The sequence below is a fragment of the Burkholderia sp. FERM BP-3421 genome (assembly GCF_028657905.1).
Classification (GTDB): Bacteria; Pseudomonadota; Gammaproteobacteria; order Burkholderiales; family Burkholderiaceae; genus Burkholderia.
Window position 1 is genome coordinate 2920358 of record NZ_CP117782.1, and the last position, 20180, is coordinate 2940537.

The window sequence follows — 20180 nt, forward strand, 5'->3', positions numbered from 1 at the left end:
ACGCGGGCGCGCCGCGCTCAGACCGGCCACAGCGGCCCTTCCTGCATCGCGCCGACCTGCTCGCGCAACTCGAGCACGCGCGCTTCCCAATAGCGCGGCGTGTTGAACCACGGGAACGCGGCCGGGAATGCCGGATCGTCCCAGCGCCGCGCCAGCCAGGCCGCGTAGTGGATGAGGCGCAGCGTGCGCAGCGCCTCGACGAGGTGCAGCTCGCGCGGATCGAATTCGCAGAAATCCTCGTAGCCCGCCAGCAGGTCCGTCAACGCGCGCGCCGCCTCGGGGCGGTCGCCCGGCAGCAGCAGCCACAGATCCTGGATCGCGGGCGCCATCCGGCTGTCGTCGAAATCGACGAAGTGCGGGCCGGCGTCGGTCCACAGCACATTGCTCGGATGACAGTCGCCGTGCGCGCGCAGCCTGCGCACGTCGCCCGCGCGCGCGAAGGCCGCCTCGACGCCCTCCAGCGCGAGCGCAAGCACCGCTTCGTACGCGGGACGCACGTCGTCCGGCACGAGGCTGCCGGACAGCAGGAAATCGCGCGGCGCGTGGCCGAAGGTCGCGATGTCGAGCGCGGGCCGCGCCGCGTAGTCATGCGTCGCGCCGACCGCATGGATGCGGCCGATGAAGCGGCCGAGCCATTCGAGCGTGTCGGCCCGGTCGAGATCGGGCGCGCGGCCGCCGCGCCGCTCGAACAGCGCGAAACGGAAACCGTCGAAATGATGCAGCGACGCGCCGTCGAGCACGCGCGCGGGCACGGCGGGAATCTCGCGCGCCGCCAGCTCGGCGACGAACGCATGCTCTTCGAGAATCGCATCGTCCGACCAGCGATGCGGCCGGTAGAACTTCGCGACGACGGGTGGGCCGTCCTCGATGCCAACCTGGTAGACCCGGTTTTCGTAGCTGTTGAGCGCGAGCAGGCGGCCGTCGGTGCGCGCGCCCGTGGGCATCAGCACGCTGTCGAGCGCATCGAGCACGCATTCCGGCGTGAGGCCGGCAAAAGGCACGCCGGCGCTCGGGCCGGCGGCGGATGAATCAGGAAGGGCATCGTTCATGTCCCGCATTGTGCCGTGCACGGGACCGAAAGACGAGCGCTTCAGTGCAGCGCCGCGCCCGCGGGCAGCACCGATTCGCCTGTATCGATCAGGTCCTCGAGGAAGAAGGGCTCGGTGTTGAGTTCCTTGGAATCGCCGGGCACGCCCGCGTACCAGGTCACCATCGCCATGTCGCCGAGGATGCGCTGGACGATGCCGCGCGCGCCCTTGGGCACTGCGATATGAGTGGTACAGACAATCGAACCGACATGCATGATGTTCCCCCGCTTTCAGGGCCGGCCGGTGGTCGCCCGGCCAGGCAAATACACGAAACGCGCGCCGCCGCACGAAGGGCGGTGCTGCGCATCCATTGTCAATCGCGGCTGAAATCGCGAAAAGAGAAAATAGCGCTGAATGGGCCGGTGTCCACGCGGATGTCGCCATTCAGCCACGGCCGTCGCATCAGGCTTGCGCGACGGCTTCGCATCATCATAACCTGACAGGTGAGACGGACGTCTACATCCGTTCGTCGCGCCACCGCAACCGCGCCGTCCGCACACCCCGCCCTCCCGCCGCCCGGAGAACCCGCTTGACCGCCGCCCCCGGATCCGCCCGCTATCTCGAACGCGGCACGCGCGATTACCGGCGGGCCAGCGCCGCGCTGCTGTGCGCGGGCTACGCGACCTTCTCGCTGCTCTACTACGTGCAGCCGCTGCTGCCCGCGTTCTCCGCGCAGTTCGGCGTGAGCCCCGCGCAGAGCAGCCTCGCGCTGTCGCTGTCGACGGCCGCGCTGGCCGGCGCGATCTTCGTCGCCGGCTTCGTGTCCGAAGCGCTCGGCCGCCGCCAGTTGATGACCGCGTCGCTGACGCTGTCGGCCCTGCTCACGCTCGGCGCCGCATGCGCGCCGCATTGGTCACAGCTGCTCGCGCTGCGCGCGCTCACCGGGCTCGCGCTCGGCGGCGTGCCGGCCGTCGCGATGGCCTATCTCGCCGAAGAGGTGCACCCCGACGGCCTCGGCCTCGCGATGGGCCTCTATGTCGGCGGCACCGCGATCGGCGGCATGTCCGGGCGGGTCGTCGCCGGCGTGCTGGCCGATCTCGGCTCGTGGCGGATCGCCGTGGGCGCGACCGGGGTGCTCGGCCTCGCCGCGATGCTCGCGTTCCGCGCGCTGCTGCCGCCGTCGCGCCATTTCACGCCGCGCCGCGGCGTCGGCTTCGCGCAGCATCGCGCCGCGCTCGTCGGCCATCTCACGCGCCGCCCCGGGCTGCCCGCGCTGTTCGCCACCGGCTTCGTGCTGATGGGCAGCTTCGTCACGCTCTACAACTACCTCGGCTACCGCCTGCTCGCGCCGCCGTACCGGATGAGCCAGGCGAGCGTCGGCGCGCTGTTCGTGGTCTATCTGGCGGGCGTCGTCGCCTCGCCCTGGTCCGGTCGCGCGGCCGACCGGCTCGGCCGCGGCCGCGTGCTGATCGCGAGCCTCGGGCTGATGCTCGCGGGCCTCGCGCTCACGCTGCTGCGTCCCGTGCCCGCGATCGCGGCCGGCCTCGCCTGCGCGACCTTCGGCTTCTTCGCCGGCCATGCGGTCGCGAGCGGCTGGGTCGGCCGCCTCGCGAACACCGGCAAGGGGCAGGCCGCCGCGCTGTATCTGCTCGCCTACTACCTCGGTTCGAGCTTCGTGGGCTGGTTCGGCGGACAGTGCTGGAGCGCGGCCGGCTGGCGCGGCGTCGTCGCGCTGACCGGCGCGCTGCTGCTGCTCGGGCTGGCGCTCGCGGTCCGGCTGCGGCAACGCGAGCGGCGCGGCCTCGCGTAAACCTCACCCGCGTTCGATTGCCAGGAAGCCGCGACATCGGCTATCGTTGCGATTCGTCACTCACGTCACGCACGATTCACCCTTCGTCTCGATGCAGCCTCTCGCGCCCGCCTTCGCCGTTTCGCAGCCGCCCTGTCAGGGCTCGCTGCACGCCTGCGCGCGCGCGTCCGCCCCGCCCCCACCTGTCGATCCGCCGCGCGTCGGCGCACCGCCGCCGCCCGTCGCACTGCACGGCTGAACGCCGCGCGGTCGTCCCTCGTTCCAGTCGTCGCACCGGCGCGCCTTGCGCGCGGCGTCCGCACGCCTGGTCCTGCCCGTTTCACTCGACAGGTGAACCCTCATGCATTCCGTCAAACACGCGCTGGCCGCATATGGCGCCACCACGCTCTTCGTGCTGCTGTGGAGCAGCGGTGCGATCTTCGCCGAACTCGGCCTGCGCCATGCGAGCGCCTTCGCGTTCCTGATCGCGCGCTTCGCGCTCGCGTCCCTCGTCCTGCTGCCGCTCGCGCTCGCGCGCGGCCGCTGGCTCCCCGAACCCGGCGCGCGGCGCCTCGCGATCGCGACCGGGTTCCTGCTGATGGGCGGCTACTCGATCCTGTACCTGCTCGCGCTCGAACGCGGCCTCGCGCCGGGCGTGCTCGCGACCCTGCTCGGCGTGCAGCCGATCCTCACGCTCGCGCTGCTCGAACGCCGCTGGTCCGGCGCGCGCCTCGCGGGTCTCGCGCTGGCGCTGGGCGGCCTCGCACTCGTCGTCTATCGCGGTGGCGGGGCGGTACCGCCGTCGGGCATCGCCTGCGCGCTCGGCGCGCTGCTCGCGATGACCTTCGGCGCGCTGCTGCAAAAGCGCATGAAGGCCGCGCCGATCGACGTGCTGCCGGTGCAGAACGCGATCGGCCTCGGCCTGTGCCTGGCGTTCGCGCCGTTCAAGCCGCTCGCGTTCGAGGTGAGCTGGGCGTCCGTGGTGCCGCTCGTCTGGCTCGGCATCGTGATCTCGGTGTGCGCGCAACATCTGTTCTACCGGTTGATGCAGCGCGGCGATCTCGTCAACGTGACGAGCCTGTTCTATCTGGTGCCGGTCGTGACCACGCTGATGGACGCGCTGTGGCTCGGCCATCCGCTCGAACCGCTGGTGCTCGCCGGCATGGCGGCGATCCTCGCGGGGCTCGCCCTGGTGTTCCGCAGCGGCTCCCGGGCGGCAGCCCCGGCATGACGCGGTGCGGCATGCGCGGCCCGCGCATGCCGCACCGATGGAAAGCAATACGAAAGAATCGGCCGCCGGCTTGATCTGAGTCGGCTTTTAAGGGTACGGATAGCGAAAAAACGCGCGGCGTTTCCTATACTCGAAGTAACCGTCCTGCGGCACGTGGTCGGGGTGAGATAACAAGGAGACGAGCATGTCGACTTACTTCACGATTGGCGACTTCATCCTGCTGATTCCGATGGCGCTCGCCGGCGCGCTGTTCCTGGGCGCCGTGCCCTGTGCGACCGAATTCCGCCACAACGTCCTGCGCGTGTTCGGCGCGATGCTGGGGGTGATGGTCGCCGTGCTGCTCGTGGAAGGGCTGCCCGCGCTGATCTAGCGGCACGGATCGCCGCGGCGTGCGACGTGGCGCACGCGCGGCCCGGTCGATCAGATCGCCTGATCCGTGGATGGCTTCTCCCACAGATTGATGCCGCCCTCGGTCGCATGGCGATCGATCTCCGCGCGTTCGTCCGCGCTGAACGACAGGTTCTTCAGCGCGGCGACGTTTTCGCGCACCTGTTCCGCACGACTCGCGCCGATCAGCGCCGAGGTCACGCGGCCGTCGCGCAGCACCCAGGCGAGCGCCATCTGCGCGAGGGTCTGGCCGCGCCGCTCGGCGATCGCGTTGAGCTTGCGCACGTGCTCCAGATTCTCCTCGCTCAGGTGCGACTCCTTCAACGAGCCGCCGCCCGGCTTGTTGATCCGCGCATCGGCGGGAATCCCCTTCAGGTACTTCGACGTCAGCAGCCCCTGGGCCAGCGGCGTGAATGCGATGCTGCCCGCGCCGACCGCGTCGAGCGTATCGAGCAGCTCGTGCTCGGCCCAGCGGTTCAGCAGGTTGTAGGCGGGCTGATGGATCAGGAGCGGCACCTTGTATTCGGCGAGCAGCGTCGCGATCTCGCGGGTCTTGGCCGCCGAGTACGACGAGATGCCGATGTACAGCGCCTTGCCCTGCTGCACCGCGGTCGCGAGCGCGCTCGCGGTCTCCTCGAGCGGCGTGTGCGCGTCGAAGCGATGCGAGTAGAAGATGTCGACATAGTCGAGCCCCATCCGCTGCAGGCTCTGGTCGAGACTCGCGAGTATGTACTTGCGCGAGCCGCCGCCGCTGCCGTACGGGCCGGGCCACATGTCCCAGCCGGCCTTCGACGAGATCAGCAGCTCGTCGCGATACGGCCGGAAATCTTCCTTCAGCAGGCGGCCGAAGTTGGTCTCCGCGCTGCCGTACGGCGGGCCGTAGTTGTTGGCGAGATCGAAGTGCGTGATGCCGAGGTCGAACGCGGTGCGCAGGATCTCGCGCTGGGTCGAGATCGGCGTCGTGTCGCCAAAGTTGTGCCACAAGCCGAGCGACAGAGCGGGCAGCTTGAGCCCTGACTTGCCGCATACGCGGTACTGCATCTCTGCATATCGTTCGGAGGCTGCTTCGTAGGCCATGAGAAGTCCCGGTTAAGACGTGTCGAGAAGGCGGCCGGCGCGATCGCGCCAGACAGGCGGCATGCCGCTGGGCGGCATCCCGGACCGGCTATGTTAGCCAACCCGCCCCGATCGCGCATGCGGCGCGCGCGAACATGGACGCGATAGCGGCGCTCCCCTACACTGCGACGTCCTGATGGTTCGTTATTGCGAGGATTTTCATGACCCGGGCGATTTCCGTTGCGCTCATCGTCGGCGGCATCGTGCTGCTGTATTTCGGCGGCCAGTCGTTTCATTCGATCAACGACGACGTCGCGCGCTTCTTCAGCGGCTCGCCGTCGAACAAGACCATCATGCTGATCGCGGGCGGCGTGGTCGCCATGCTGGCCGGACTGATCGGCATCGCGATCCCGTCCGGCAAGCGCTGAGCCGCGCGCTCAGAGCGTCACGTCGGGCGTGGCCGCCGAGCGCGAGCCGGGCACCGGCCGGTTGCTCGCGCCGTGGTAGGTGAACACGAGCGAGAACTTCACGCGGTCCGAGGTGTTCTGGCCGGCCGAATGCAGCGTGTTGCAGTGGAAGAACACGACGTCGCCCGCCTCGAGCGGCGGGCACACGGCCTGCTCGATCAGCGGGCGATTCGCCGGCAGATCGGCGCGGAAGAACTTGGCCGCGTCGAAGCTGTCCGCGCCGAACTCGGCCGTGTGCGAGCCCGGCACCAGCCACAGCGCGCCGTTCTCGTGGGTCTCAGCGCCGAGCGCGAGCCACACCGACACCAGGTCGGGCCGCTCGAACGACCAGTAGCGCGCATCGCGGTGCCAGCCGGTCAGGCTGCCGTACATCGGATGCTTGGTCATCATGCAGTTGTGATGCGCGCGCGACAACACCGGCGCCTCGTCGAAATACGCGCGCATCCACGCGCCGATTTCGGGCGCCGTCGCGCGCTGCGCGAACGCCGCGTCGCGCCCGTACGCATCGAGCAGCCGCCGCACGGTATGGCCGCCCGGCGCGCGCTTCGATTCGGGCGCGCCCGGATAACGCAAATCGGCCTCGAATTCGACCGGCTGCGCGGCCTCCCCGAGTTGTCGCTCGGCCAGCGCCTTCAGCGCCGCACACCGCTCGGGGGACACGAGCCCCTTTGCCACGACAAAACCGTGCTCGCGCACCGCCTGCACCTGCGCGTGAATCGACTCCGACTGCAACCAAGACATGGGACGCTCGATGTATTTGTATGTGAACGATTCGATTGTAAAACGGTGTGAACCAGTACGCGCACCACCAATACTGGCTGCATGGAATTGAGTGCCGGTACGGATTGATGTAACGCAAGGGAACTGCGCGACGCCGCCCGGCCACTAAGCTCGAAGCAGGCGCGCAGGTCCGCCGTCCGCCGCGGGTTTGCGCGACTTCTCGGCGTCATGAATCGCCTGTAGTCTCGGCGAGCCTGTCAGTTCTTGCGGGCGCGGGATAGCGCGCCTTTCGGTAAGATTTTCGCCAGGCGCCCACCGGGCCTTTGATCCGCACGTCCGTCCCGGACGTCATCCATTCGAGCGAAGCACTGTACTCATGTCTGTCCGCCTTACTTCCCGTCTCGGCCGCGTTGCCCGGACCGCCCTGCCCGCCGCACCGCGCCGCATCGTGCGGGCGCTGCGCCACCACAGCGCCCGCGCGCGGGCCCTCGCCGAACGTGCGCAGCAACCGCTGCGCTTCACCGGCATCCGCGGCTGGCTGCAGGCGCTCGTGGCGATCATGAGCGCGCACGCGGCGGCGCGTCGCGGCGCGCTGCGTTCACTGCTGCAAAAACCCTCGTCGCTGCGCGAACTCGCCGCGCGGCGCGCCGCCCCGCGCCGCCGCGTCAATCGGCCGCGCCGGCTCGCGGCCAGCACCGCCGGCTGGTTCGGCTTCGGTTTCGGCGCACGCTGATCCCCCGGCCGCCCGCGCGACGCCCATAAAAAAACCCCGGCAATGCCGGGGTTTTTCATTCGACGGGGATGCCGCGCGTTCAGGCGGGTTCCACGGCCGGTTCGACGCCGGCGGCTTCCGCCAGCACGAGCGCCTTGTCGGTCGCTTCCCACGAGAATTCCGGCTCTTCGCGGCCGAAGTGGCCGTAGGCGGCGGTCTTTTCGTAGATCGGACGCAGCAGGTCCAGCATCTTGATGATGCCCTTCGGACGCAGATCAAAATGTTCGCGCACGAGCTTCGTGATCGTCTCGTCCGACACGCGGCCGGTGCCGAACGTGTTGACCATCACGGAAGTCGGCTCAGCCACGCCGATTGCATACGAAACCTGGATCAATGCGCGCGATGCCAGGCCCGCCGCGACGATGTTCTTCGCGACGTAGCGGCCCGCGTACGCGGCCGAGCGGTCGACCTTCGACGGATCCTTGCCCGAGAACGCGCCGCCGCCGTGCGGCGCCGCGCCGCCGTAGGTATCGACGATGATCTTGCGGCCCGTCAGACCGCAATCGCCTTGCGGGCCGCCGATCACGAACCGGCCGGTCGGGTTCACCAGGAACTTGATGTCGCCCTTGATCAGGTCGGCGGGCAGCGTCGGCTTGATGATCTCCTCGATCACCGCCTCGCGCAGCATGTCCAGTTCGATTTCCGGTGCATGCTGGGTCGACAGCACGACCGTGTCGATCGAGTGCGGCTTGCCGTCGACGTAGCGGATCGTGACCTGCGACTTCGCGTCCGGGCGCAGCCATTGCAGGCGGCCGTCGCGGCGCAGGTTGGCCTGGCGTTCGACGAGACGGTGCGACAGGTGGATCGGCAGCGGCATCAGTTCCGGCGTTTCGTCGCACGCGTAGCCGAACATCAGGCCCTGGTCGCCCGCGCCCTGGTCGAGGTTGTTGTCGTGCGCGCGGTCGACGCCTTGTGCGATGTCCGGCGATTGCTTGTCGTACGCGACGAGCACCGCGCAGCCGCGGTAGTCGATGCCGTAGTCGGTGTTGTCGTAGCCGATCCGCTTGATGGTGTCGCGCGCGATCTGGATGTAGTCGATGTTGGCGGTGGTGGTGATTTCACCGGCCAGCACGACGAGACCCGTGTTGCACAGCGTTTCAGCTGCGACGCGGGAGTATTTGTCCTGCGCGAGGATCGCGTCGAGGATCGCGTCGGAGATTTGGTCGGCGACCTTGTCCGGATGGCCTTCCGATACGGATTCAGACGTGAAGAAGAAGTCGTTTGCCACGGTATCAGGCTCCTGTTGTGGTTACGGTGCGTTCACGTAGCCAGCTTCTTGAGGCCTGAAGTGGCGACGCTTTAGCGGATTTCCTGCCCGATAGCGCTGGTGGCGCCCATCGGCTTCGCCCCGCAAGTTGTCAGTTAACTCGGCGAAGCCCTTATTATAACGGCTTTCTCGAAATGTAGCAGGCCACCCCGTGCCGTCCGAATTGCTGTTTTATTCCCCCGTCCGCACCGCGCCGGCCCGCCGGCCCGCCGGAGGCGACGCATGCTAGGCCGACTCGGCACGCAACTCGCCCTCGGCTTCCTGAAGCTGCTCGCCCAGCTGCCGTACGGCCTCGTGGCGCGGCTCGGCGACGGCCTCGGCTGGCTGCTCTACCAGATCCCGAGCCGCCGCAAGCGCATTGTCCATACCAATCTGAAGCTGTGCTTCCCGGAATGGAGCGACGCGCGCCGCGAGACGGTCGCGGGCCAGCACTTCCGGCACGCGATCCGCAGCTACGTCGAGCGCAGCATCCAGTGGTTCGGCTCGGCGAAGAAGCTCGAGAAGCTGATCGAGGTCGACAGCGCGGTCGACCTGACCGATCCCGACCTGCCGCCGACGCTGTTCCTCGGCCTGCATTTCGTCGGCATCGAGGCCGGCTCGATCTTCCTCAACTACGCGCTGCGGCGGCGCTGCGGCTCGCTGTACCAGCCGTTCTCGAATCCGACGCTCGAGGCGGCCGCGAAGGCCGCGCGCGGGCGCTTCGACGCCGAGATGGTCGGCCGCGCCGACAGCGCCCGGGTGGTGCTGCGCTGGCTGCGCGACCGCAAGCCCGTGATGCTCGGCGCCGACATGGACTACGGCCTGCGCAATTCCACCTTCGTGCCGTTCTTCGGCGTGCCCGCGTGCACGCTGACCGCGGTCGGCCGGCTCGCGAAGACGGGCCGCGCCCAGGTGGTGCCGTTCATCGGCGAGGTGCTGCCGAACTACAAGGGCTACCGGCTCAAGGTGTTCAGGCCCTGGAACGACTACCCGACCGGCGACGACGACCTCGACGCGCGCCGCATGAACGCGTTCCTCGAGGAGCAGATCCCGCTGCTGCCCGAGCAGTACTACTGGGTGCACAAGCGTTTCAAGACCCGTCCGCCCGGCGAACCCGGCTTCTACTGAGCGGCTCCGCCGCAGCTTACAATAGCGCCCATGAAACTCTCGTTCACCAAGATGCACGGCGTCGGCAACGACTTCATCGTGCTCGACGGCTATCGCCACGACCTCGCGCTCAGCGCCGAGCAGGTGCGCGCGCTCGCCGACCGCCATTTCGGCATCGGCGCCGACCAACTGCTGCTCGTCGAGAAGCCGACGGTCGACGGCGTGGACTTCCGCTACCGGATCTTCAATTGCGACGGCGGCGAGGTCGAGCACTGCGGCAACGGCGCGCGCTGCTTCGTCAAGTTCGTGCGCGACCAGGGCCTCACCGACAAGCGCAGCGTGCGCGTCGAGGTGAAGCACGGCATCATCACGCTGACCATGCAGGACAACGGCGAGGTCGTCGTCGACATGGGCGCGCCCGGCTTCGATCCGGTCCGCGTGCCGTTCGACGCGCAGGGCCTCGACGGCCGCCGCGAAGGCGCGGACACGCTGTGGCCGCTCGAGGTCGACGGCGCGACGCGCTGGATCTCGGCGGTGACGATGGGCAACCCGCACGCCGTGCAGGTGGTCGACGACGTCGACGCCTACCCGGTGCTGGCCGAGGGCCCGCTGATCGAGCACCATCCGCGCTTTCCGCGCCGCGTGAACGCCGGCTTCATGCAGATCGTGTCGCGCCGCGAAGTGAAGCTGCGCGTCTACGAGCGCGGCGCGGGCGAGACGCTCGCCTGCGGCACGGGCGCGTGCGCGGCGGTCGCGGCCGGCGTGAGGCGCGGGCTGCTCGAGGCGCCCGTCACCGTGCATACCCGCGGCGGCCCGCTGACGATCACCTGGGACGGAACCGCCGCGCCGCTGTGGATGGCCGGCCCGGCCACGACCGTGTTCGAAGGCATGATCGACCTGCCCGCCTGACCCCTTATTCGCCCCCGATACAGCGCCATGAACGATCGCGAAGTCGCCGACTACCTGCTCGCCAACCCCGAGTTCTTCTCCCGGCACGCGGAGCTGCTCGCCACCATCCGTCTCGCGAATCCGCACGGCAAGGCGGCCATCTCGCTGCAGGAGCGCCAGATGGAGATGCTGCGCGACAAGAACAAGCATCTCGAACGGCGCCTCGCCGAACTGCTGCGCTACGGCCACGAGAACGACGGGCTGGCCGAGAAGTACGGCCGCTGGACCGCCCGCGTGATCGCCGAGCGCGATCCGTACGCCCTGCCGCGCGCGATCGCCGACGGCCTGGCCGAAGTGTTCGACGTGCCGCAGACCGCGCTGCGTCTGTGGGACGTCGCCGACACCTACGCGCAGGCCGAGTTCGCGCGCAACGTCGGCGAGGAGCTGCGGCTGTTCGCGAACAGCCTCGCGACGCCCTACTGCGGCGCGAACACCGGCTTCGAGGCCGCGCACTGGCTCGCGCCGGGCGCGGCGACGGCGGCCGCGGACGGCGACGCCGCGGCGGGCGCGGCCGAATCGGGCGCCGCGGCGTCGGTTGCGCTGATCGCGCTGCGTGCGCCGCAGGCTGACGCCGACGCGAACGCGTTCGGCCTGCTCGTGCTCGGCTCGCCGGACGCGCGCCGCTTCCACGACGGTATGGGCACCGACTTCCTGACCCAGATCGGCACGCTCGCGAGCGCCGCGCTCACGCGCCTGCTGCCGCACTGAATCGGCCCGCGCGATGACCGACGATCCGATCGCCGCCTACCTGTCGCACCTGAAACACGTCAGGCAGCTGTCGGACCACACGCTGCGCGCCTACGCGCACGCGCTGGACGAACTGGTCAAACTCGCCGACGGCCGGCCGCTCGCGAGCCTCACCGCGGTCGACATGCGCGGCGCGGTGGCCCGCGCGCACGGCGGCGGGCTGTCGGCGCGCTCGATCGCGCACCGCCTGTCCGCGTGGCGCGCGTTCTACCGCTGGTACGCGCAGCACGTCGAAATGAGCGCGAACCCGGTCGCCGCGGTGCGCGCGCCGAAGCGGCCGAAGACGCTGCCGAAGGCGCTCTCGGTCGACGACGCGAGCGCGCTGATGGACGCGCGCCTGCCCGACACGACGGAAGGCGCGCGCGACCACGCGATCCTCGAGCTGTTCTATTCGTCGGGCCTGCGCCTCGCCGAGCTGGTGGGCCTCGACGCCGTCTACGCGAACGCGGACGGCTACCGCTCGTCCGGCTGGCTCGACCTCGCCGAGGCCGAAGTCACGGTGCGCGGCAAGGGCAGCAAGGAGCGCAAGGTGCCGGTCGGCCGCAAGGCGATCGAGGCGCTCCAGGCGTGGCTCGCGGTGCGCGGCGAATTCGTGCGCCTCGATCCGCATCCGCTGTTCCTGTCCGCGCGCGGCAACCGGATGTCGCCGAACGTGGTGCGCGAGCGCGTGAAGCGCGCGGCGCTGATGGCCGGGATTCCGGCCAACGTGCACCCGCACGTGCTGCGCCACTCGTTCGCGACCCACGTGCTGCAGTCGAGCGGCGACCTGCGCGCGGTGCAGGAGCTGCTCGGCCACGCGAGCATCACCGCGACCCAGGTGTACACGTCGCTCGACTTCCAGCATCTCGCCAAGATTTACGACAGCGCGCACCCGCGCGCGAAAAAGCGCGGCTGAGCGCCGCCCAACCCGCGCTTCAACCCGCGCTTGATCCCGCGCTTGATCCCGCCGCGTCCGACGCGGCTTTTTGATGACGCCATGCAAACCGTTACGCTCAAACCGTCGAAAGACAAATCCCTGCTGCGCCGTCACCCGTGGGTCTACGCGAACGCGATCGACCGCGTGGACGGCCGCCCCGCGTCCGGCGCGACCGTCATCGTGCGCGCGCACGACGGCCGCTTCCTCGCGCGCGGCGCGTTCAGCCCGCAGTCGCAGATCCGCGTGCGGGTCTGGAGCTTCGACGAAGCCGAGCCGATCGATCACGCCTTCTTCAAGCGCCGCGTGCAGCGCGCGCTCGCGCACCGGCAGGCGATGGTGACGGACACCGGCGCCGTGCGGCTCGTGTTCGGCGAGGCCGACGGCCTGCCCGGCCTGATCGTCGACCACTACCAGTCCGACGAGACGCCGTCGCGCGGCCAGCTGGTGTGTCAGTTCATGGCGGCCGGCGTCGAGGCCTGGAAGACCGCGATCGTCGACGCGCTGGTCGGCGCGACCGGCTGCCCGAACGTCTACGAGCGCTCCGACGTGTCGATCCGCGAAAAGGAAGGGCTCGAACAGGTGACGGGCGTGCTGGCCGGCGACCCGCCGCCCGCGACCCTGATCGCCGCCGAGCACGGCGTGCGCTACCACGTCGACGTGCCGAACGGCCACAAGACGGGCTTCTACGTCGACCAGCGCGACAACCGCGCGCTCGTCGCGCAGTACGCGCGCGAGCGCGACGTGCTGAACTGCTTCTGCTACACCGGCGGCTTCTCGCTCGCGGCGCTCAAGGGCGGCGCGCGGCGCGTGGTGTCGATCGACTCGTCGGGCGATGCGCTCGACCTGGCGCGACGCAATGTCGCGGCCAACGGCTTCGACGCGGCCCGCGCCGAATGGCTCGACGCCGACGCGTTCAAGACGCTGCGCCGCCTCGTCGACGACGGCGAGCGCTTCGACCTGATCGTCCTCGATCCGCCGAAGTTCGCGCCGTCGCGCGAGCACGTCGACCGCGCGGCCCGCGCCTACAAGGACATCAACCTGAGCGGCTTCCGGCTGCTGCGGCCGGGCGGCCTGCTGTTCACCTACTCGTGCTCGGGCGCGATCGACCTCGACCTGTTCCAGAAGATCGTCGCGGGCGCCGCGGCCGACGCGCGCGTCGACGCGCGGATCCTGAAGCGGCTCGGCGCGGGCGTCGACCATCCGCTCCTGAGCGCATTCCCCGAGGGCGAATATCTGAAGGGCCTGCTGTTGCAAATCGCCTGATCGCCCCGATCTTGGCAGCCAACCGCGCGCGGCGGCCAATGCGACGGTCATCCGGCCGGCGCGCGGGGGCTTGACAGGTGTGCTTCAATAGTCGGTTGCAGGCCTGCGCTTCGCGCGCGGGCGCCGCGCGCACTCCTACGTTTTGACCCCGTTTCACGAACCACAGGCGATCGACATGGCCATTCCCGTCACCATCCTCACCGGCTTTCTCGGCAGCGGCAAGACGACGCTGCTCAAGCGCATCCTGAACGAACAGCACGGCATGAAGATCGCCGTGATCGAGAACGAGTTCGGCGAAGAGAACATCGACAACGAGATCCTCGTTCAGGATTCGAACGAGCAGATCATCCAGATGAGCAACGGCTGCATCTGCTGCACGATCCGCGGCGATCTGGCGCGCGCGCTCGGCGACCTCGCCGCGAAGAAGCGCGACGGCTCGCTCGATTTCGACCGGGTCGTGATCGAAACCACCGGCCTCGCGAATCCGGGCCCCGTCGCGCAGACCTTCTTCATCGACAGCGAGATCGCCGACGACTTCCTGCTCGACGCGATCATCACGCTGGTCGACGCCAAGCACGCGAACGCGCAGCTCGACGAGCACGAGGTCGTGCAGCGCCAGGTCGGCTTCGCGGATCGCCTGTTCATCACCAAGGCCGACCTGGTCGACGACGCGACGCTCGCGGGGCTCAAGCACCGCCTGCTGCACATGAATCCGAAGGCGACAGTGAAGATCGTCAATTTCGGCGACGCGGACATCAAGGAGATCTTCGACCTGCGCGGCTTCAACCTGAACGCGAAGCTCGAGATCGATCCGGACTTCCTCGCCGAGGACGACCACGCCCACGCGCATCACGACCACGACCACGGCCACGGCCACGGCCACGACGACCACGCGCATTGCGACCATGATCACGGCCATTGCGAGCACGGGCACGATCATGGCCACGCGCACCATCACCACGCGCACCACGACGACAAGATCAAGTCGTTCGTCTACCGCAACGACCGCCCGTTCGACCCGAACAAGCTCGAGGACTTCCTCGGCGGCATCCTGCAGATCTACGGCGAACGGATGCTGCGCTACAAGGGCGTGCTGTACATGAAGGGCGTCGACCGCAAGGTGGTGTTCCAGGGCGTGCACCAGATGATGGGCAGCGACCTCGCCGCCAAGTGGCTGCCGATCGAGAAGAAGACCAGCAAGATGGTGTTCATCGGCATCGACCTGCCGCAGGACCTGATCACCGACGGCCTCGACGCCTGCCTCGCCTGAGCGCCGCGGCCGGTGCGGCGGCCGGTTCGCGCCGCATCGGACGTCATCGCTTTTTCGCGGTTTGCAGGTTATATTTTCAGGATGCCGGCCGTACCGGACGGGGATCGACCCGATACGGTGGGCGCTTGCGATTCAGTTACAATACCTGCCCACTGGAAGTGGCATGACGACAACGGGCCCGGTTCTTGCATGATGAATCGGGCGCAACGCACCGGCGAACGCCGCCGCGAGTTGGCCGGTCCGCGCGGTGCGACATGGAACGCCGCCGACCGGTTGGCGGCGCCCGCATCCGGCCCAGGGGGACCTTGGATGATGGACAACCGGTAATCCAGAGGCTTTCGGCCCCGCCCGGCGCAATGGCAAATAATTGCAAGGCCAGTTGCGGGTAATCCCAAAGTGCGGGCAATATCTCGCGGTTTGCCGCACATTGAAGAAGCAAGCAGATGACGAAGAAACTCTTGACCGAAGCCGAAATCCTGAAGATGAGCGACAAGGATTACATGAACGAGGATCAGCTCGCCTTCTTCAAAGCTCGGCTCGAACAGTTGCAGGCGGAAATCCTCCACAACGCTGGCCAGACGACCGAGAACCTGCGTGAGACGGTGATCGTGCCGGATCCCGCCGATCGCGCGACGATCGAAGAGGAGCACGCGCTCGAACTGCGTACGCGCGATCGCGAGCGCAAGCTCCTCAAGAAGGTCCAGCAGTCGCTCGCGCGCATCGAGTCCGGCGACTACGGCTGGTGCGAAGAGACCGGCGAGCCGATCGGCATCCCGCGTCTGCTCGCCCGTCCGACGGCCACGCTGTCGCTCGAGGCGCAGGAGCGGCGCGAGTTGCGCCAGAAGCTGTTCGGCGACTGATCGCCCCGGCGCGGGCCGCCTCCCGCGCCCCCGACACGCTGCTTCGAGACAAGCGCGCGGCCTGCCGCGCGCTTTTGCTTTTTGGGCCGCCGCGCTCTTGATATCGCGGCGCACGCCCTAAAATGAAGGCCATGCGCGTCGAGCATCCTGCTCCGCGCAGCGCCACATTCCAGCGGCGACGCTCGTGCGCCGCCGCGTCTTCCCCGTTTTTCTGAAGGAACGCAGATGGAGCAATTTCACGGCACGACGATCGTTTCCGTACGGCGCGGCGACAAGGTCGCCCTGGGCGGCGACGGCCAGGTGACGCTCGGCAACATCGTGATGAAGGGCGGCGCGCGCAAGGTCCGCCGCATCTACAACAATCAGGTGCTGGTCGGCTTCGCGGGCGGCACCGCCGATGCGTTCTCGCTGCTCGACCGCTTCGAGGCGAAGCTCGAAAAGCACCAGGGCAACCTGACTCGCTCCGCCGTCGAGCTGGCGAAGGATTGGCGCACCGATCGCATGCTGCGCCGTCTCGAGGCGATGCTGATCGCCGCCGACGCCACCACGACGCTCGTCATCACCGGCAACGGCGACGTGCTCGACCCCGAAGGCGGGATCTGCGCGATCGGTTCGGGCGGTTCGTATGCGCAGGCCGCGGCGCGCGCGCTGGCCGAGAACACGGATCTGTCCCCGCGCGAGATCGTCGAGAAGTCGCTCGCGATCGCGGGCGACATGTGCATCTATACGAATCACAACCGCATCATCGAGACCATCGAGTAAGGACGCGCATCAATGAGCACCATGACCCCTGCCGAGATCGTCTCGGAACTCGACAAGCACATCATCGGCCAGGCGAAGGCCAAGAAGGCCGTGGCCGTCGCGCTGCGCAACCGCTGGCGCCGCCAGCAGGTCGCGGAGCCCCTGCGCCAGGAAATCACGCCGAAGAACATCCTGATGATCGGGCCGACGGGCGTCGGCAAGACCGAGATCGCGCGCCGTCTCGCGAAGCTCGCGGATGCGCCGTTCATCAAGATCGAGGCGACCAAGTTCACCGAGGTCGGCTATGTCGGCCGCGACGTCGACAGCATCGTGCGCGACCTGATCGAGATCTCGGTCAAGCAGACCCGCGAATCGGAGATGCGCAAGGTGCGCAGCAAGGCGCGGGACCAGGCTGAAGACCGGATCCTCGACATCCTGCTGCCGCAGCCGCGCGCGGTCGGCTTCGGCGCGGGCAGCGAGCACGCGAACGACGACAACAACGTCACCCGCCAGACCTTCCGCAAGCGTCTGCGCGAAGGCCAGCTCGACGACAAGGAAGTCGAGCTCGACCTCGAGCAGCCGCAGGCCGGCATGGACATCATGGCGCCGCCGGGCATGGAAGAGATGACCGAGCAGATCCGCTCGATGTTCTCGAACCTCGGCAACGCCAAGAAGATGCGCCGCAAGGTGAAGATCAAGGAAGCGCTGAAGCTGCTCACGGACGAGGAAGCGGCGAAGATGCTCAACGACGAGGAAGTGAAGACGAAGGCCGTGCAGAACGTCGAGCAGAACGGCATCGTGTTCCTCGACGAGATCGACAAGATCGCGTCGCGCAACCAGGAAGGCGGCGGCGGCGAAGTGTCGCGGCAGGGCGTGCAGCGCGATCTGCTGCCGCTCGTCGAGGGCACCACGATCAACACCAAGTACGGGATGGTGAAGACCGACCACGTCCTGTTCATCGCGAGCGGCGCGTTCCACCTCGCCAAGCCGAGCGACCTGATCCCCGAGCTGCAGGGCCGCTTCCCGATCCGCGTCGAGCTGGAATCGCTGTCGGTCGAGGATTTCGAAGCGATCCTCGTGTCGACCGACGCGAGCCTCGTCAAGCAATACCAGGCGCTGCTCGAGACGGAGGACGTCAAGCTCGAGTTCGCCGACGACGGGATCCGCCGGCTCGCCGAAATCGCCTACTCGGTCAACGAGAAGACCGAGAACATCGGCGCGCGGCGCCTGTACACGGTGATCGAGAAGCTGCTCGAGGACGTCTCGTTCTCGGCCGGCAACCACGCCGGCGAAAACGTGACGATCGACGCAGCCTATGTCGACCGCGCGCTCGGCCAGGTGTCGCAGGACGAAGACCTGTCGCGTTACGTGCTGTGACGTAACGTCGCGGCGCACGTCACGCGCCGCGACGACGCAAACGAAACGGGCGGCTCCCTCGCGGGAACCGCCCGTTTGTCTTGGCGCGCGCCGGCGCGCCGCCGCGCGCTTACTGCCGCACCGGCTTCTTCGCGAGCTTGCGCTGCAGCGTGCGGCGGTGCATGTTGAGCGCGCGCGCCGTCGCCGAGATGTTGTTGTTGTTTTCCGCGAGCACGCGCTGGATGTGCTCCCATTCGAGCCGATCGACCGACAGCACGACCGGGTTCTCCAACGCCTCTTCCGCCTGCACCTCGGTGGCATTGGTCTGCAGCGCGGCCAGGATCGATTCGACGTTGGCCGGCTTCGCGAGGTAGTTGTCCGCGCCGTCCTTCACCGCCTGAACCGCGGTCGCGATGCTCGCATAGCCCGTCAGCACCAGGATCCGCGCGTCCGCCTGCAGGTCGCACAGCGGCGCGATCAGGCTCAGGCCGGAGTCTTCGCCGAGATGCAGGTCGACGGTGATGAACTGGTACTGCTGCTCGGCCGCGAGCCGCAGCGCCTCGTCCTTGTTGTGCGCCTGCCGCACCGTGTAGCCGCGGCGTTCCAGCCCGCGCGCGAGCGTGCCCGCGAACACCTCGTTGTCGTCGATCACGAGGAAGTGGTTGTCGCTCATCTGTCGTTCTCCATCTGGTCAGCGTGTGTCGTTGAGTCGTGGCCGGCGCCGCGGGCCGCGGGCGCGACTTCGCGCACCGCCGGCAGCCGCAGCCATGCGCGGGTGCCGCGCGGCTTCGCGTCGGCCAGCTCGATCGAGCCGCCCAGCCGCGCCGCCGCGCTGAATGCAAGGTACAGGCCGACGCCGTGGCCGCCCTGCGTGCTGTCGACCGGCATCGCGCCGAGCTGGTCGCGCAGCGCGGCCGGAATGCCGGGGCCGTTGTCGCAGACCTCGAATTCGATCTCGTCGCGCGCGCCGTCGTGCACGAGCTTCGCCGCCAGCGTAACGCGATCGCGGCTCGCGCGGGCGGCATTGTCGAGCAGGATGGTCAGGATCTGCCCGGCGGCGACCGTGTCGTCGAGCGCGACCCCGGCGGGCTGCGCGCCCAGCTGCTCGAAGCGCACATGCGGATGGCGCAGCCGCCAGTGCTGGACGAAACTGTCGAGCCAGTGCGCGACGGGCTGCCGGCTCGCGGGCTCGCTCGCCCGGCTCCTGAGCCGCGCGAGCGCCGACGTGCATTGCGCCATCTGCTCCTCCAGCACCTTCAGGTCCGCCTCGTAGCGGGCGAGCCCCGGGTCGGTGCGCGCCGCGTCGCGCAGCTCCTCCGCCAGCATCGCGATGGTCGACAGCGGCGTGCCCATCTCGTGCGCGACCGTGGCGGCCTGCACGCCGAGCGCGACCGCGCGTTCGTCGCGCAACAGCAGCTGCTGCGCGTCGCCGAGCGCCGCGTCGCGCTGGCGCAGCGCGCTCGACATGCGCGCGACGAACCAGGCGATCAAGCCGACGCTGACCATGAAGTTCACCCACATCCCGGCGCGGAAATAGTCGAACAGGTTGGCCGGGTTGTCGAGATTGAGCGGCACCGAATCGAAACCGAGCGCCAGGTAGCAGGCGACCGCGAACGCGGCGAGCCAGATCATCAGGTGCCACGGCAGCACCGCGGCCGCGATCGCGAGCGACGGCAGGTACAGCGATACGAACGGATTGGTGGTGCCGCCCGACAGGAACAGCAGCGCCGACAGCGCGCCGAGGTCGACCCACAGCTGGCCGAGCAGCTCGAAGTTGGTCTCGGGGCGCGCGCGCAGGACGCGCACCCAGGTCAGCGCATTGAAAACGATCTCGAGCGCGATGACCATGAGCATCGCGGGCAGCGGCAGATGGACGCCGAAGTAAGCCTGGACGACCGCGATCGTGACGAGTTGCCCGATGATCGCCAGATTGCGCAACCAGAACAAGTGGCTCAGGTTGACGCGGCCGGTGGTGGTGATTCGGATTCGTTGCATCCGCGCAGTTTACCTCCTACCCACGCTCCGCCGAGACCCGCCGCGCGATTTCGTCCGCGAGGCATTCCGGGCACAGGCAGCGCGCGCCGCCCGCCGGCCGGGGGGCCGGCGGCAGGCTCGGCATGGCCTGGCACCAGCACATGAACGGCGCGGTGCGCGCGCCGCAGTCGAACGAGCGGCCGCAGCGCGGACAGCGCTTGATCGCGATGGCGGGTTCGGCGGCGTCGGTCATCGAAGTGGGAAGTGGGAAGCGGCGAGGGTGTCGCTACAAGCATAGCGCG

Annotated in this window: 22 protein-coding genes; 14 read left to right on the top strand and 8 right to left on the bottom strand. The window is 68.6% G+C overall.

The features are described from left to right. Positions 1-17 precede the first annotated feature (17 nt). Both Bsp3421_RS29195 and Bsp3421_RS29200 read right to left on the bottom strand, forming a co-directional pair. Positions 18-1058 (bottom strand): serine/threonine protein kinase, encoded by a 1041-nt coding sequence (locus tag Bsp3421_RS29195; RefSeq protein ID WP_273999564.1) that lies wholly within the window; start codon positions 1056-1058, stop codon positions 18-20. A gap of 32 nt (positions 1059-1090) precedes the next feature. Further along, positions 1091-1303 carry a hypothetical protein gene (locus Bsp3421_RS29200; protein ID WP_273999565.1) on the bottom strand — a complete coding sequence of 71 codons (213 nt, stop codon included), beginning with the start codon at positions 1301-1303 and terminating at the stop codon, positions 1091-1093. A gap of 314 nt (positions 1304-1617) precedes the next feature. Between Bsp3421_RS29200 and Bsp3421_RS29205 the strand changes: the two genes are divergently transcribed. The 3 genes from Bsp3421_RS29205 to Bsp3421_RS29215 all read left to right on the top strand — a co-directional run bounded on the left by Bsp3421_RS29205 (position 1618) and on the right by Bsp3421_RS29215 (position 4418). Then, complete coding sequence (locus tag Bsp3421_RS29205; protein WP_273999567.1) at positions 1618-2838, top strand: MFS transporter; 1221 nt, start codon at positions 1618-1620, stop codon at positions 2836-2838. A 340-nt stretch (positions 2839-3178) separates the two neighbouring features. Further along, the gene (locus Bsp3421_RS29210; RefSeq protein ID WP_273999568.1) at positions 3179-4048 is read left to right on the top strand and encodes a DMT family transporter; all 870 of its coding nucleotides are present in this window, start codon (positions 3179-3181) and stop codon (positions 4046-4048) included. Positions 4049-4232: 184 nt separating this feature from the next. Further along, positions 4233-4418 carry a hypothetical protein gene (locus Bsp3421_RS29215; protein WP_252982457.1) on the top strand — a complete coding sequence of 62 codons (186 nt, stop codon included), beginning with the start codon at positions 4233-4235 and terminating at the stop codon, positions 4416-4418. 50 nt (positions 4419-4468) lie between these two features. Here Bsp3421_RS29215 and mgrA read toward each other — a convergent pair whose 3' ends face one another. Further along, entirely contained in the window at positions 4469-5512 is a 1044-nt protein-coding gene (gene mgrA, locus Bsp3421_RS29220; RefSeq protein WP_273999571.1) for an L-glyceraldehyde 3-phosphate reductase, read from the bottom strand. Positions 5513-5712: 200 nt separating this feature from the next. On the opposite strand from mgrA, the gene Bsp3421_RS29225 reads away from it, so the two are divergent. Then, positions 5713-5919 carry a DUF3185 family protein gene (locus Bsp3421_RS29225; protein ID WP_273999572.1) on the top strand — a complete coding sequence of 69 codons (207 nt, stop codon included), beginning with the start codon at positions 5713-5715 and terminating at the stop codon, positions 5917-5919. A 9-nt stretch (positions 5920-5928) separates the two neighbouring features. Here Bsp3421_RS29225 and Bsp3421_RS29230 read toward each other — a convergent pair whose 3' ends face one another. Beyond that, positions 5929-6699, bottom strand: a complete 771-nt coding sequence (locus Bsp3421_RS29230; RefSeq protein WP_273999574.1) for a phytanoyl-CoA dioxygenase family protein — start codon at positions 6697-6699, stop codon at positions 5929-5931. A 355-nt stretch (positions 6700-7054) separates the two neighbouring features. On the opposite strand from Bsp3421_RS29230, the gene Bsp3421_RS29235 reads away from it, so the two are divergent. After that, positions 7055-7411, top strand: coding sequence for a hypothetical protein (locus tag Bsp3421_RS29235; RefSeq protein WP_273999575.1), 357 nt, complete (start codon positions 7055-7057; stop codon positions 7409-7411). Positions 7412-7490: 79 nt separating this feature from the next. Here Bsp3421_RS29235 and metK read toward each other — a convergent pair whose 3' ends face one another. After that, positions 7491-8678, bottom strand: coding sequence for a methionine adenosyltransferase (gene metK, locus Bsp3421_RS29240; protein ID WP_273999576.1), 1188 nt, complete (start codon positions 8676-8678; stop codon positions 7491-7493). Between the two features lie 261 nt (positions 8679-8939). Between metK and Bsp3421_RS29245 the strand changes: the two genes are divergently transcribed. From Bsp3421_RS29245 to hslU, 9 genes are all read left to right on the top strand, one after another. Then, complete coding sequence (locus tag Bsp3421_RS29245) at positions 8940-9824, top strand: lipid A biosynthesis lauroyl acyltransferase (RefSeq protein ID WP_273999577.1); 885 nt, start codon at positions 8940-8942, stop codon at positions 9822-9824. 30 nt (positions 9825-9854) lie between these two features. Beyond that, on the top strand, positions 9855-10712 hold the full coding sequence (gene dapF, locus Bsp3421_RS29250; protein ID WP_273999579.1) for a diaminopimelate epimerase: 858 nt from the start codon (positions 9855-9857) through the stop codon (positions 10710-10712). Between the two features lie 27 nt (positions 10713-10739). Further along, positions 10740-11459, top strand: coding sequence for a DUF484 family protein (locus tag Bsp3421_RS29255; RefSeq protein ID WP_273999580.1), 720 nt, complete (start codon positions 10740-10742; stop codon positions 11457-11459). Between the two features lie 13 nt (positions 11460-11472). Beyond that, a complete protein-coding gene (gene xerC / locus Bsp3421_RS29260) occupies positions 11473-12393 on the top strand; it encodes a tyrosine recombinase XerC (protein WP_273999582.1) in 921 nt (306 codons plus the stop codon). A gap of 81 nt (positions 12394-12474) precedes the next feature. Then, positions 12475-13677, top strand: a complete 1203-nt coding sequence (locus tag Bsp3421_RS29265) for a class I SAM-dependent rRNA methyltransferase (protein WP_273999583.1) — start codon at positions 12475-12477, stop codon at positions 13675-13677. Positions 13678-13852: 175 nt separating this feature from the next. Then, the gene (locus Bsp3421_RS29270; protein WP_273999585.1) at positions 13853-14947 is read left to right on the top strand and encodes a CobW family GTP-binding protein; all 1095 of its coding nucleotides are present in this window, start codon (positions 13853-13855) and stop codon (positions 14945-14947) included. A gap of 443 nt (positions 14948-15390) precedes the next feature. Further along, positions 15391-15807: an RNA polymerase-binding protein DksA gene (dksA, locus tag Bsp3421_RS29275; RefSeq protein WP_010090354.1), complete on the top strand. Its 417-nt coding sequence runs from the start codon at positions 15391-15393 to the stop codon at positions 15805-15807. Between the two features lie 225 nt (positions 15808-16032). Continuing rightward, a complete protein-coding gene (gene hslV / locus Bsp3421_RS29280; protein ID WP_252982445.1) occupies positions 16033-16569 on the top strand; it encodes an ATP-dependent protease subunit HslV in 537 nt (178 codons plus the stop codon). Between the two features lie 12 nt (positions 16570-16581). After that, positions 16582-17925 carry an ATP-dependent protease ATPase subunit HslU gene (gene hslU, locus Bsp3421_RS29285; protein ID WP_273999599.1) on the top strand — a complete coding sequence of 448 codons (1344 nt, stop codon included), beginning with the start codon at positions 16582-16584 and terminating at the stop codon, positions 17923-17925. A gap of 109 nt (positions 17926-18034) precedes the next feature. On the opposite strand, the gene Bsp3421_RS29290 is transcribed toward hslU, so the two are convergent. From Bsp3421_RS29290 to Bsp3421_RS29300, 3 genes are read right to left on the bottom strand one after another with little or no spacing between them, the layout of a single operon-like run. Then, positions 18035-18577: a response regulator transcription factor gene (locus Bsp3421_RS29290; RefSeq protein WP_252982443.1), complete on the bottom strand. Its 543-nt coding sequence runs from the start codon at positions 18575-18577 to the stop codon at positions 18035-18037. Further along, entirely contained in the window at positions 18574-19899 is a 1326-nt protein-coding gene (locus Bsp3421_RS29295) for an ATP-binding protein (protein ID WP_273999600.1), read from the bottom strand. The genes Bsp3421_RS29290 and Bsp3421_RS29295 overlap by 4 nt, the downstream gene beginning before the upstream one ends. Before the next feature lie 16 nt (positions 19900-19915). Next, positions 19916-20131 carry a cysteine-rich CWC family protein gene (locus Bsp3421_RS29300; protein WP_273999601.1) on the bottom strand — a complete coding sequence of 72 codons (216 nt, stop codon included), beginning with the start codon at positions 20129-20131 and terminating at the stop codon, positions 19916-19918. Between the last annotated feature and the right edge of the window lie 49 nt (positions 20132-20180).